General features: G+C 58.7%; 22 protein-coding genes. All 22 read right to left on the bottom strand.

The window, feature by feature from the left end:
• Positions 1 to 58: 58 nt before the first annotated feature.
• The 22 genes from HMPREF3014_RS00410 to HMPREF3014_RS00325 all read right to left on the bottom strand — a co-directional run bounded on the left by HMPREF3014_RS00410 (position 59) and on the right by HMPREF3014_RS00325 (position 11,460).
• Positions 59 to 1,276: a tyrosine-type recombinase/integrase gene (locus tag HMPREF3014_RS00410; RefSeq protein ID WP_023099029.1), complete on the bottom strand. Its 1,218-nt coding sequence runs from the start codon at positions 1,274 to 1,276 to the stop codon at positions 59 to 61.
• Positions 1,277 to 1,555: 279 nt separating this feature from the next.
• A complete protein-coding gene (locus HMPREF3014_RS32870) occupies positions 1,556 to 1,990 on the bottom strand; it encodes a phage protein NinX family protein (protein ID WP_071536529.1) in 435 nt (144 codons plus the stop codon).
• Positions 1,987 to 2,301 (bottom strand): hypothetical protein, encoded by a 315-nt coding sequence (locus tag HMPREF3014_RS00405; protein ID WP_023099028.1) that lies wholly within the window; start codon positions 2,299 to 2,301, stop codon positions 1,987 to 1,989. Before HMPREF3014_RS00405 ends, HMPREF3014_RS32870 begins: the two co-directional genes overlap by 4 nt.
• Entirely contained in the window at positions 2,298 to 2,762 is a 465-nt protein-coding gene (locus HMPREF3014_RS00400) for a hypothetical protein (RefSeq protein WP_023099027.1), read from the bottom strand. Before HMPREF3014_RS00400 ends, HMPREF3014_RS00405 begins: the two co-directional genes overlap by 4 nt.
• Positions 2,759 to 3,169, bottom strand: coding sequence for a hypothetical protein (locus HMPREF3014_RS00395; protein ID WP_023099026.1), 411 nt, complete (start codon positions 3,167 to 3,169; stop codon positions 2,759 to 2,761). The genes HMPREF3014_RS00400 and HMPREF3014_RS00395 overlap by 4 nt, the downstream gene beginning before the upstream one ends.
• Positions 3,169 to 3,438 carry a phiTE_015 family protein gene (locus tag HMPREF3014_RS34290; protein WP_033969165.1) on the bottom strand — a complete coding sequence of 90 codons (270 nt, stop codon included), beginning with the start codon at positions 3,436 to 3,438 and terminating at the stop codon, positions 3,169 to 3,171. Before HMPREF3014_RS34290 ends, HMPREF3014_RS00395 begins: the two co-directional genes overlap by 1 nt.
• A gap of 2 nt (positions 3,439 to 3,440) precedes the next feature.
• Complete coding sequence (locus tag HMPREF3014_RS00390; protein WP_023099025.1) at positions 3,441 to 3,926, bottom strand: protein-tyrosine phosphatase family protein; 486 nt, start codon at positions 3,924 to 3,926, stop codon at positions 3,441 to 3,443.
• Entirely contained in the window at positions 3,911 to 4,057 is a 147-nt protein-coding gene (locus HMPREF3014_RS34575; protein WP_023099024.1) for a hypothetical protein, read from the bottom strand. Before HMPREF3014_RS34575 ends, HMPREF3014_RS00390 begins: the two co-directional genes overlap by 16 nt.
• A 43-nt stretch (positions 4,058 to 4,100) precedes the next feature.
• Complete coding sequence (locus HMPREF3014_RS00385) at positions 4,101 to 4,391, bottom strand: hypothetical protein (protein WP_023099023.1); 291 nt, start codon at positions 4,389 to 4,391, stop codon at positions 4,101 to 4,103.
• A gap of 72 nt (positions 4,392 to 4,463) precedes the next feature.
• Positions 4,464 to 4,667 carry a hypothetical protein gene (locus HMPREF3014_RS00380; RefSeq protein WP_023099022.1) on the bottom strand — a complete coding sequence of 68 codons (204 nt, stop codon included), beginning with the start codon at positions 4,665 to 4,667 and terminating at the stop codon, positions 4,464 to 4,466.
• Positions 4,664 to 4,981, bottom strand: coding sequence for a hypothetical protein (locus HMPREF3014_RS34740; protein WP_023099021.1), 318 nt, complete (start codon positions 4,979 to 4,981; stop codon positions 4,664 to 4,666). The genes HMPREF3014_RS00380 and HMPREF3014_RS34740 overlap by 4 nt, the downstream gene beginning before the upstream one ends.
• The gene (locus HMPREF3014_RS00370; protein ID WP_070734372.1) at positions 4,974 to 5,585 is read right to left on the bottom strand and encodes a hypothetical protein; all 612 of its coding nucleotides are present in this window, start codon (positions 5,583 to 5,585) and stop codon (positions 4,974 to 4,976) included. Before HMPREF3014_RS00370 ends, HMPREF3014_RS34740 begins: the two co-directional genes overlap by 8 nt.
• Positions 5,578 to 5,859, bottom strand: coding sequence for a DUF4031 domain-containing protein (locus HMPREF3014_RS00365; protein ID WP_016852532.1), 282 nt, complete (start codon positions 5,857 to 5,859; stop codon positions 5,578 to 5,580). Before HMPREF3014_RS00365 ends, HMPREF3014_RS00370 begins: the two co-directional genes overlap by 8 nt.
• Positions 5,859 to 6,950 carry a hypothetical protein gene (locus HMPREF3014_RS34735; RefSeq protein ID WP_070734369.1) on the bottom strand — a complete coding sequence of 364 codons (1,092 nt, stop codon included), beginning with the start codon at positions 6,948 to 6,950 and terminating at the stop codon, positions 5,859 to 5,861. The genes HMPREF3014_RS00365 and HMPREF3014_RS34735 overlap by 1 nt, the downstream gene beginning before the upstream one ends.
• On the bottom strand, positions 6,947 to 7,120 hold the full coding sequence (locus HMPREF3014_RS34565) for a hypothetical protein (RefSeq protein ID WP_162958988.1): 174 nt from the start codon (positions 7,118 to 7,120) through the stop codon (positions 6,947 to 6,949). The genes HMPREF3014_RS34735 and HMPREF3014_RS34565 overlap by 4 nt, the downstream gene beginning before the upstream one ends.
• Positions 7,121 to 7,310: 190 nt before the next feature.
• Complete coding sequence (locus HMPREF3014_RS34560) at positions 7,311 to 7,469, bottom strand: hypothetical protein (RefSeq protein ID WP_003088363.1); 159 nt, start codon at positions 7,467 to 7,469, stop codon at positions 7,311 to 7,313.
• Positions 7,470 to 7,479: 10 nt separating this feature from the next.
• Positions 7,480 to 7,815: a LytR/AlgR family response regulator transcription factor gene (locus tag HMPREF3014_RS00350; RefSeq protein WP_023099016.1), complete on the bottom strand. Its 336-nt coding sequence runs from the start codon at positions 7,813 to 7,815 to the stop codon at positions 7,480 to 7,482.
• Complete coding sequence (locus HMPREF3014_RS00345) at positions 7,760 to 8,437, bottom strand: YqaJ viral recombinase family protein (protein ID WP_238577515.1); 678 nt, start codon at positions 8,435 to 8,437, stop codon at positions 7,760 to 7,762. Before HMPREF3014_RS00345 ends, HMPREF3014_RS00350 begins: the two co-directional genes overlap by 56 nt.
• Positions 8,438 to 8,440: 3 nt before the next feature.
• Positions 8,441 to 9,061 (bottom strand): ERF family protein, encoded by a 621-nt coding sequence (locus HMPREF3014_RS00340; RefSeq protein ID WP_014603745.1) that lies wholly within the window; start codon positions 9,059 to 9,061, stop codon positions 8,441 to 8,443.
• Positions 9,062 to 9,201: 140 nt separating this feature from the next.
• Positions 9,202 to 10,266 (bottom strand): coiled-coil domain-containing protein, encoded by a 1,065-nt coding sequence (locus HMPREF3014_RS00335; protein ID WP_070734367.1) that lies wholly within the window; start codon positions 10,264 to 10,266, stop codon positions 9,202 to 9,204.
• 277 nt (positions 10,267 to 10,543) lie between these two features.
• The gene (locus HMPREF3014_RS00330; protein ID WP_023099013.1) at positions 10,544 to 10,933 is read right to left on the bottom strand and encodes a hypothetical protein; all 390 of its coding nucleotides are present in this window, start codon (positions 10,931 to 10,933) and stop codon (positions 10,544 to 10,546) included.
• The gene (locus HMPREF3014_RS00325) at positions 10,930 to 11,460 is read right to left on the bottom strand and encodes a hypothetical protein (RefSeq protein ID WP_023099012.1); all 531 of its coding nucleotides are present in this window, start codon (positions 11,458 to 11,460) and stop codon (positions 10,930 to 10,932) included. Before HMPREF3014_RS00325 ends, HMPREF3014_RS00330 begins: the two co-directional genes overlap by 4 nt.
• Positions 11,461 to 11,604 lie beyond the last annotated feature (144 nt).

The raw sequence follows: 11,604 nt of genomic DNA, 5'->3' as shown, positions 1-11,604 counted from the left end.
GCATGGTGATGTTAGCTGTAGATATCAAGGCATTGTCCTGCGGGGCTTTGCGGGATGGTTACGCGCCTTCCTCTGCTTCCTGTACCAATTCCGTACCAGTTTTAACCCTGGTCTGTAGCTTCTCCAACTCGCTCCAATCCGAGGCGGAGTTCAGCCACTTGGCATAGGTCGATAGCAGCATCTGCACGCTGTGGCCTAGCTGTCCAGCGATAAACGCAGGGTTCATGCCAGCCATCAGGCACATGGTCGCGTATGTGTGGCGGGTGTCATACTGCCGGCGCCTTCGGATGGATAGAGCATCAAGCGCGGCGTGGAAGTGCTTTATGGTAACACTTGGCTCCTTGATCCACAGCCCGCCTTTGCTGGGCGGGAATACGAACGGGCTGACCGCGAACTCCGAGACTGATGCGACGCGCCTCAGGCGCGCAATCCGCTTGGCCTCTACCAGGGCATTCAATGCTCGATCATTGAGCAGCACGTCGCGCTCATGCTTGGTCTTTACGCGTTCCTCGATCCCGCGATCTATGACGATCCGGCACACATGAATACGTCGTGCCTCTTCGTCTACCTCGTCCCATCGAAGGGCGAACGCCTCTCCAGGCCGAAGACCAGTGAAGAACAGGAATTCGTACAGTGCGGCGTAGATCCTTGAGTACTTCCCAAGGGTCGCGTACAGGTGCTGGATGATGCGTTCTGCCTCGTCCCGGGTGAATGGATCTACCAGTTTCTTAGACACCCGAGGCTTCTCAAGGGGCGCCATCGGGTTCTTCTTGATCAGACCGTCCTTCACAGCGGAATCTAGGATCGTCGACAGCTTGAACATCGCGTTTCGCTTCACGCCTGGCGACGTCCACTCGATGCTGCTGATGATTCGGCGCAAGAGGGTAGGGGTGATCTGATCAAGCCGGGCTACTGCTAGATGTGGCATCCAGTATTGGTTGAGGATGCTCTTGTAGTTCTTGCGTGTCCCAAGCACGATCTCTCGGCTGTCTAGCCAGAGTTGAGCATGCTCACCGAACAGGGGGATTTGGCTGCTGACCGATTCCGCAATCGCAGACCCGGGGAAGAACTCTGCATACCGGGCTTCATCCATGATGCCCAGCTTGATTGCCTGGACTACCTGATCTCTAAGACCGGATGCAGTCTTAATCCCTTTTTGCGTCGCGGGATAGGGGAGTGTTTCGCACTTCCTTGTTCCGTTCCACATGAAGCGGATACGGATAGAGTTGCCGATGACTTCCACCCCGGTGGGCATACCCAAAGGCTTTCGAGCCATTCGTCGTATCTCCGTCGACTGTAGATTATTTTCCCGTTGACCTTGTTCCAGACGCCTTCTGGAATCTGTCCCTTTGACCGTCTGGTTTGTAGGGCGCGGTAGGTTATCCCAAGCAGCGCCGCCATGACCTGTTCGGGCACCTTGTCTTCGTACTCGATTTGCTCTGCGGTACTCATAGACAATACCTCTCCGCCCCAGCTATTGCCGGGGAGGGCATGATGGTAGGATTTAGACGCCCAGCCGGGTTAGCTCAGGGAGAGCTAGTGGCGCCCGGCTGGGTTACTTGATGAGTTCGGCTGGGACGTTGATGGTTTCGCCCAGCTTCGCTCGAACGATGGCGCGGCAGGCTGCTATTAGGTGGGTTGGACCTGCCGATGCTGCATCAGCTGGCATATCGCAGCCGCAGGCTGTGAAGAATCGCAGCGGTTCGCCATGCCAGTCGCTACCGATCCACTCGAATTCAAAGCGGTGCTTTTCAATCAGTGGTCCGCCTTGAGCCCATGAGTCCGAAGGTTCGTATCGCTCGACTTCTTCAGTAATCGAGCGAGGGCCAAAGGTGCAGCCATATTTGCAGCAGTGAATGCCGCCTCTCACGTCATAACGGTACTGTCCAATGTCATGGACAATGACCTCTTCGCCTTCAGCCATTGCAACGGCCCAATTAAGCGCTGCCCCCTCAAGATCCCAGATCTTCACTTCTACGGTTTCGCTCATTCCCCACCTCCCATAGACTTGCCGATCTCGGCGGCGGCGCGGACGATGGCTAGTCGAATGCACGTGTCCTGATAGAAGACATCGTTTTCAGCAGTTCTAAACATGACTGTCGGATTGCTCTTTGGGCTATGGATCTCCAGATTAAGCAGAACTGCCAGCCTCAGCGCGTCGCCGTCGTCGTGTCGTGGGTCCCATTGTCGCCACCGCCCAGTCTCTGCCAGGATTAACGGGATGGAGATGGAGTGGTACGGGTATGAGAACTGATAGCCCGCCGCCCGCGCCGCCAGTTCGAGTAGCTCGCGGTCGTTCATTGCGTTTCTCCTTCCAGGGCTGCGTCGATTTCAGCGTCTAGGTCTTCCTGGTTGAGTACGATGTTCTCCGGGGTCATCCCGGCGAATACGCCGCCTTGTCTGATCGTTTCGAGGTCTCGCTCTCGCAGCCACCGGTAGCGAGCGGCATCCTTCGCCATGCGCCGAATCTGCTCTGGTATGCTGACATTGCCGCCGTCTGGAGGGTCCATGTAGTAGGTGCCAGGCAGGGCGCTTGCGCACTCCTTCAAGTACTGCTCCAACAACTCGCAGTGTTTCTGCGTGTCCTTGTGGGCGCAGTTCTCCGCCTTGAGCCGAGCGCTCAGCAGATCAACCTCGGCAATCAGCTTGAGGATGGCTTGTGGATTGGCGGCGGCACGGAATGCGGAGTCTTCGCCGCCGGCTCCGGATGGATTGGCGATGTACCGCTCCGCCAATTCCTTCAGCTTGTTGATATCGGTCATGGCTTGGTTCCTTTGATGATTTCGTCAAGATCGATTGGCACATTGATGCTTTTCAGCATCTCGGCGAACTGCTTCAGTGCCCCACGCAGAACCTCGTTCTCCGCCTTGATCTGGTCTTTCTCTCGCGTCCATTCCAGCCATGCGTCAATGTCGTAGTCGCCTTTCATGCCTTGACGCAGCCTGTCGCTCTCCGCCTTGAGCTGGTCGATCTCGTCCAGCAGGGCGAGGATGGTCTTGGGGTTGGCGGCGGAATCGAACAAATCCCAAGCAGCGGAGATCGGCTCATCCTCGCTCCGCTCAATTCGGATCACGTCCTCAGCAAGCCTCCGCAGCTCTGCGTGGTCGGTCATGATCTGGTCCGCCTGCTTTACGCTTTCCAGCAGTTCGTTAAAAAGTGGCTCATCCATCACTTCACCTCTATTCCGGCTTTCTGGAGGGCTGCTAGACATTCCCTGATTCCTCGGTTGAATTCGGCAAGCTCAGGATAAGCATCAAGTGATGAGCTACCATATGGCTTTGGCGGCCTCACCCTCAGAGCCGCGCGGCTGGCTTGCCAGGCCTTGAACGCAAGGTGAGCCGAGTAGTCTTTGAAGCAGTTGCGCTCATCCTGCCATTCCGACTCAAGGCCATGCTCGCGCAGTAGCCAAGCTTCAAACTCTTCTCTCATGTCAGGCACGGTCAGGACTCCTTTGGGTGGCCACGCAGACGGTCGGCCAACTCCATCTCGGCGTAATAGGCGCTCATGCTTTCGGCATCGTTGAGGTTCAACGTTCCGTAGACATGGCGGTTATAGAATTGCGTGGTGCCTAGGCAAGGCTTCGACAGGTTCAGGGTGTAGCCGCGCTTGTCGGCCAGGAACTTAGCGACTGCGGCGGATCGGCTCATGCCTGCTTGGCAGTGAACGATGATCGGTTCATCACCACACTCGTTCACGAAGTCGTGGATCTGCTTGGCGTCAATGTGGCTGAACACCCGAAAACCATCGCTTCCCAGGTATCCGTCTACATCATCAAATTCCAGCCGCAGAACGCGCTTGTGATCGCAGGCAAAGGCATACCAGTCGCCCTTGCTGCCGATGCTGATCACGTTACTCGGCGTCTCGATCCTGCTGGCATCCACTGCGGAGAGGAATGTCACCTCTCGCCTGTTCACTGCTTGCTCCATCTGCTCAACTCCTGTCCTTTCAACTCGGTCTGCTCGTATAGGTTCTGGAAGTCCCCGACGACCCGGAAGATTCCCAGGACGAAGAGAACGATGACTATCACTGCCAATATGGTTTCGTTGTCGTTGTCCACAGTTGGTCCTCCGGGGGGGCGGATACGGTTGGGTTCGTTGGGGTTATTCGCCCGCTGCTTTGGAGATCAGGTGCATGAGCATTTCGCGCAGTTGCTCGCGCTCTAGCACCTGTCCGGTTTTCGCGTACTCGTCGGCCTGGCGCAGGATCGCGTCGATCTCGATGTTGAACATCGGCGAGAGCACGTCTGGCTCGCACTGCTCGAGCAGCAACTGGATTGCGCGGGTCGGGTGCGCCATCGTGATCCCGAGCCAGTTGTAGGCCGAGGCAGTGCGGTAGTAGCGAAGGCCGGCGATCTCATGCCGCTGAGGCGGGCGGAAGGGTTTCGTGCGCATATGCAATCCGGGTAGGTTGAGCCTACATTTTCCAGATTGCTGTATATGCGTACAGTGGTTGGCGATGGGTGGCTATGCCTGCTCCGACAGGTACTGCAACTCCCAGGTCGGGTGGAACTTCCTTGGCTTGCTTTCGCCGTCGAGCTTGATCATGAGGTGGGCGCCCTTGGCGCTTGTGATTGTCCCTCGCTCTTCGGTGCCGCGCCCTCGGTAAATGACTTGGCCGCCGCGCTTGCATGGAACGGCATAGGCCTTGCGGATGAACTCCATGCTCATTGCGTCCCTCCCTCCTGCTCGCCCAGCAGGTCGCGCAGGTCGTTCGCAATCTCAAGCATCTTCTTCGCGCGTGTCGTGGCTGCTTTCGTGCCTGCCGGAACGTTTTCGCAGTTCCAATCGGACTCTCGGCGGCACTCCCGCTCTATGCGTCGCAGCAAGTCCTCGGCGACCGGCACATGACCATCCGGGACCATGTAGAGTGCCTTGGTCCTGCGCTCGGTTCTCTCCCTTGATACATGCCCGCAACGACCAGCGAGCGATCGACTGATCCCTAATTCGCTGATGAACCCGACGAGGGACAGCTTATCAGCCATTGCCGTTCTCCTTGCCCTGGTTGAGCAGGACGCGAAGGTCTGCCGTTATCCGGTAGCATTCAGTCGGGAACGAGGTAGACCAGGCGCATGCGCAGTACTCTTCTGGGCCGCGGCATGGCTCGTTCATCACCTGCTTGGCGATCAGTCCATGGCGTTCAGCGCTTTCCTGTATGCCTGCCCCATCGAAGCTTCCGCCATCGAGGGCTCCGCAGATGATCTCGCGCGCGAACTTGGCCATCCCCTGCACAAGCCCCTCGCTGACCGTCATACCGTTGATGCGCGCCAGTTCGTCGAGGCAGGCGTTCCAGCAGCTATTACGATTTAGCCCTGGGACGCCGGCATTTAGAAGCTTCCGCTCCGGCACAACCACCACCCTTGCGCGCAGTGTCGCGAGTTCGGCGCGAAGCTCCTCGATCTCCATCTCCATGCCGCCGCACTGCTGGCGGGCAGCATCTCCCTTTGCCGCTGCGTCCTCGGCCATGGCTAGTTTGGCGACTAGGGCGTCGTAGTCGGAGGCCAGGACGACCTCATACCCCATTACTGCCTGCTCGCCCTGGGTCAAAGAGCGCATGCTCGGCACGTCGAACCGCTTCACCTCACTCATGACCTACCTCCTTGCTGGCTGCTCGGCGCTTCTTCATGATCTCTGCTACGCCGTCGGGGTACGTGATAGCCACGGCCCCGGCTGCGAGAGCTGCTGACTTCTTCGACAGGCAGATATCGAAGTGCTCCTTGATGGTCCCGGCATGCTGAATCCACTTCCGCTGAACACCGATCTTGTCTGCCATTGCGAGCAGTTCCTCGGTCGTGTCCGCGAGCATGTGACACATCTTCATGCGGCCAAAGGTTGCGTTCATGTCGTCGACGTAAACGGCCATCACACCCCCTCCTTGCCGGGCGCGGCGGCCTTCCGAAGTGCGGCGTTCAATGCTCTTTCCATCGATTTGAACGGGGACTCGCCCGGTCGGAAAGCGTCAAGGGCAGCCACGATCATTTCGCCAGTAACCTTCAGCACGCTGTGCTGAGCCGAGCTGCCGGGCGCGGCGGCGAGCAGTTTTCGCGCAATTGCTTGAGCATGCTGTTCGCGCACGATACAGTAGCCATGCTCGTCGCCTTGTTCCGAGTGCTCAGCATTATCGGCAAAAATCTGCAAGATCATGTCGTCATCCGGCACGCTGTGCTGAGCCTTGGCGACCGCTAGCGCCTCGTTGAGCCGGAACCCTTCGTGCACCCAGTCCGTCAACTTCCCTTCCAGCTCCGCGACCCTGGCCAGGGCGACTTCCAGCCGCTTAGCGTTTTCGTCGCGCTCGTACATCACTTTCATGCACTTTTCGAAGCTGCCAACAGGGTCACCTTTGGACTCACTCAGGCGCTCGACTTCGACCAGGGCGGCGTCGCGCTCTTTACGCATTTCATCCCAGTCCGCGAGGCGCTGCTCTGCCTGCTCTGCCCACGAATCGCGATCCGCCCGCAGCTCCCCGACGATGCGGTCGTGCTGTTCGAATAGGTCAGCGGCTTTCTCGGCGTACTCGACGATGGAAACGTCGCACCCTGTATCGCGGCCTTCGGCATCCTCGAAGCGCAGATCAACGTTGTCGCCGTCGATGTCTTCAGCGTCCATAGCGCCGATGTTGCGCAGGACGAACGCGACTTCTGCTACCTCCGGCCGCTCCTCTTCCCCTACCAGATCGGTCCCCCACTTCGCTACAGGCACTTCGAACCGGTCGTTGGCTACATCAATGGCGGCACGCAGGGTTGGGGCCGGAGAGGGTTGAGTCTGCGCTGGGGAGGGTTGCGCCAGGGCGGCGCGGGCCATCCACCCCTTCTTGTTTTCCCGTATGGAGTGGTGGTTTTCGTTCAGATCATACTTGTCTTCAATTCCATACTCCTTGCAGGCCCAGGCTAGGAACTTCTCCAGCTCATCCCCGCCTGCCTGCTCTACCGGTGCCTTGTTCAGTTCCTTGCTCACAATCCCTTCTCCTGCCGCTCAATAGCAGCGATGAATTCGACAATCTCTGTGCTGAGGTCCATGGCGCCAATGCTGTTGTGGACCCCGACGTAGCGGTTTGCGCGCTTCAGAAGGAGCACCGCTGTGCGCAGGCCGGAGTCACGCTTGGTCTTCGCCTTGACTTCCATCATCCACCTCCGGGTAGACCTGAACGCCCTCGGCGCCCTGGGCCTGGTTGATCGCTATCTGCCTCACCGCTCTCGCGAATAGCAGAATGTCGTCTGGGGTCATGAGCTGGCTTTCTTCGGGCCAGCCGGTGACCGTCACACCGCCAGGGCGGTGATGCGCTGTTAGCTGGTGCATGGGGTTATTCCTGTTCGGTCAGGGATGGCAGACTTCGACGACGCGGTGATAGTCGCCACGGAAGGGCATGGCCTTGTAGCCCTGGTTCATGGGGTAGATTCCCCAGGACTGGCGAGAGCAGGCCGCCATCATCGCCGCGTACTTGATGACCTCGATGACGTCTTTCTTGATGTACATGACATGGCCCTCATGCACCCATCGCCGACTTGATCTGTGCCGAGTGACTGCGGCTGACGGGAATCCAGTTCTCTGTTCCGAGCAGCAGCACTTCGCCGGCCTGGGTGTCGTCGGGCCGGCGCTTGAACATGCTGATCAGCGACCGGCGAACCAGGGCCTTACGGTGGGTGCGGATGAACTCGTCGGAGAACTCTGTTTCCAGTTCCCTGATCGTGTCGCGCAGCAGCAGGAACCCATCCGCGTAGTACGCGATGACGTACTTATCCTCGGCGACGAAGTGGGTGATCTGCTCAACTGGGATTTCCTTGGAATGTTTGCCGCATGTGGCTTTGAGTACGGTTCTCATGCTGCCACCCCAGCACCTTCTCCATGCGCTCCTCGAGCAGTTCGTAGAAGGTCTTTACTCGCTCGGACAGCTTGCGTATGTAGGCCTCATCACGGTGGACGCGCACCATGCAAAGTGGCATGCCTGGCCAGTAGCCGAGGAAGTCGATCCACTCGCGCTCCGAAACCCAAAGGCCTCCATAGCACTGAGCCGCGTGCTCAGAAGGCAGCTCGCCTGCGATGATCACGCTCACCAGCTTTTCCGGTACCTTGGTTTTCACCTCTATCAGGCCGTTGTCGCCGACCAGCCCATCCGGCGAATAGCCGATCCCGTGGTTCAGAATGATCCCGGCCTGCTGGATCTGATCTGGCTCGGCATCTGTGCGCAGGCAGTACAAGTCGCGCACAACCGGCTCAAGCTTGTGACCCCTGGCGCTGCTACCGTTACCACGCCATGGCTCGGCCTCTGCTCCGGTGATCCGCTCACCAATTAGACGGTCCATGTAAGTGAAGGCGCCAACGCCGAACCCTGCCTGGCCTTTGCCGTTAACCATCAACACGTCCAGTTCGGAGCAGGTTGCGATTCCAAGACGCGCGTCAAGCCACTCCTGGGAGCCCTGCTCCAGGTCCTTGAAGATCTGCATGATTCACTCCTGGGAGCGCTTGGCGCGCTCGCGAGCCTTGGTAAGCCGTGCCAGTGCCGCATCGAAGTCGGCGGATGGGACACCCTCAGCAGAGCCGTACATAGCATCGAAGGCTTCTTGCGTGTCCTGAAGGCATTGGGAGAGAAGGGTTTTCAGTTGCTGCGCCTGAGCTTGGGTAATGAGCTTCTTTGGCGGAACAGCCGCGTTGCCGTCGTCGTCCTCGCCGCGAGTGGTGATGTTCAGCAGTGCGGACAGCACGTAACGCTTGCCGTAGCTGACCGATGATCCAAGAGACTGAACGGCGTTCTTGCTGCCACTTGTGTCTAGCGGAACGAGCATCGTCGTCTGCTCTCGGTGTCCGGCGCAGTGCATCAGAATTCCAGTAACCGAAACGCCAGTCTGAACAGTCTCGACGCGGAAGCTCACTGCGAAACCGAACCGCTGCATGATCGGCTTCACGATGTCGTTGATGTCTTCGAAGGTCGCGTAGTTGCTGCGCTTTTGGCCGTTGACGGTGATAGCGCCACGCTCGGCAATGCTCGGCAATTCGCTTTGCATGGCGGCCATGGATGCGTTGAACTCAGCCTCTGCGCTGCGGGACTGCATCCGTTCGTGCATGGCCATAAGCCGCTCCATCTTCTCGATGTCGCACGCAGGGTCAGCAGCGGCACGCTGGATCACTTGAAGGATTGTTGCCGACTCACCAGCTTGGATTACGGCAGCACCTTCCTGCCGCTGTGCAATGGAGTTGCTCATGATGGGCCTCAGTAGTTGATTGTGATGTGAGGAACCTTGCGCTGAGCGATCAGTGTGATCGCCTGCTTGGCGCATTCCTCGGGCATGCCGCCGGCGATAAGAGCCGCCAGCGCCTCGTTGTTGATGGCTTTCTTGTGCGCCTTGTCGGCTTCGCGTGCAGCAGCCTCGCGTTCGATGCGGGCCTGCTCATCGGCCTGCCGTTTGCGTTCTGCCGCTGCGGCTTCTTCAGCGCGACGTTGCGCATCACGCTCTGCTTGTTCTGCGCGCTGCTTGGCTTCAATGGCTTCGCGTTCGGCGCGCTCGGCGGCAAGCTTAAGTTCAAGTTCGCGGCGCTCTGCTGCGGCCTGTGCTTCGGCTTCACGGCGTACTGCGGCATCGCGTTCTGCCTGGGCCTTGGCCTCTTCCTGACGCCGTGCCTGCTCTGCTGCTTCGCGGGCAATGCGCTCCTCGCGCTCTTTCTGCTCGCGTGCTGCTGCTTCGGCGCGCAGGCGTTCCAGTTCGGCCTGCTCGGCTTCGAACTTCTCACGGGCAACCAGGGCTTCCCGGAGAGCGATCAAAGCCTTATCTTTGGCGCGAGCAGCCTCTGCCTCGAACTCTTCCCAGGCTTCGCTGATGGCCAGGCCTTCCAGCCAAGCGATGTTGGCTTTGAGTTCAATAGAATCCAGATCGCGGCATTCCAGGCGAAGGTTTATCTTGTCGATCTCGCCCTGATGACGCGCAACCCTCGCCGCTTCAGCCTCTTCCCACTCGGTCAACGGACTGCGCACTTCGGCCTGCCAGGAATCCAACAGATCGCGCATCCGCTTACGCTCGGCATCGACCTTCTTGGGCACTTCCTTCAGCTCGGCGACCAGTTCCTTGCCTACATTGTCCAGCGCCGTCTTAGAGCGGGCGACCTTGTAGGCGATGGAGGCGATGGCATCGCGGCCCTTGCGGGTTGAAACGTCCGGCACGAAGCCGTCGATTTCCTCGCGAATCTTGGCCAGGAACGGGTCAAGGCCATTGGCTGCCGAGTAGACTTGCAGAGCGGTTTCTTTGGCTGGTACTTCGACCAGTTGGTTTTCTGCGGACATGAATGATCCTCGCCGCGCATGCGCAGCCAGTGAAGGGAGGGGTTATTGGCCAGTGGCCGTAGATTCTGCGGTGATGATCCCGCCCCAGATCGGGCCGGCTGCGAGAATGAACAGGTACAGCAGGCCGCCGAAGAGGCTGCCTAGCCAGATTGCTGTGCGTCTGGTGTTCATAGCCCTGCCACCTCAACAAACGCCACGGCGAACATGAACACGCTGCCCACAAAAAAGCCGCCGAAGATCAGGACTTGGGCGGCCTCTTTCAGGTCTATGGTGATGGTCATGGCGTGCTCTCCATTGCTTCATCAACAGCTTTGTCTACGGCCTTCCCGAAAAGCCAGTTAGACACCTGATCGCCACAGTCATCGGTAAGCGACACCATCGGATAGACCCCGTCTGCGTCCGCCGACTTGTCCCGCAACCACCGATAGCGCTTAGCATCAGCCTCAGCAGCGCGCAGGCGAGCGATCAGGCCAAGTATCTCCTCTGCTGGAGTGTTGATATTTACATCCGTCAACACTGGCTCGTTACAGCAGACTTCCTCGCGCGCGCTCATGTATTCGGCCCCGGATTTGAAATTGCCACAACAGACGAATGCCCTCTTGTGGCAGTACTCTTCCAACTCCGCCAATTGCTCATCACTGATCGATTGCACGATAGGGGTTGTCATTTCCCTTCCTCCTGGCGGCGGTAGCCGGCGTCAAATAGCGCGTAAAGCGTAGGGTACTGATATGGAACTCCTTGAATTGACATAGCCATATCACCGACTGCCTTCTCCCGCTCCTCGGCGGCGATCTGCTCAGGGGTTCGGAGCGGGCGGAAAGCAGGAAGAGATCCGAATTTCAAAACGGCATATGACCCGTACTGCCCCTTTCTTTTGCCTTCGCACCAACGGAATACGACACGGCCCTCGTCGTGAGCGAGTATCTTGGCTCGAAAGTACGCAATATCGGCGCCGTCCCAGATGGCCTCGGCCTCAATGCCAATCGGAGGAAAGCCTTGGCCGTCCCATGAGGTAGGCACAAGCCGCGGAACGGAATCTTCAATGAGGGACTTGCCTTCTTCTGGGTTGCAATACCTCATCCAAAAGGGAGGGCAGAAGTACATCGGTATCTCGCCATCCTTCAGCCACGGGTAGGCGAGTTTTTGGTTGTAGTGCGTCGCACCCTCTGGTGCCTTGTTCCAGTCAATGCTCATACTCGTCTCTCCCTAACCAGTCGTTCAGCGTTCTCGATCAGCGTTGCTTCGAATGCGCGGAACCAGATGCGTTGTGCCAGTTCCAGGTCGCCTCGGCGCACTGCAAGCAGTAGCTGCGTCATCGGGCACTCTTTGCCGTCTACC

Source organism: Pseudomonas sp. HMSC065H01, from assembly GCF_001815235.1.
GTDB lineage: Bacteria > Pseudomonadota > Gammaproteobacteria > Pseudomonadales > Pseudomonadaceae > Pseudomonas > Pseudomonas aeruginosa.
This window is presented reverse-complemented; position numbering and strand designations above follow the sequence as displayed.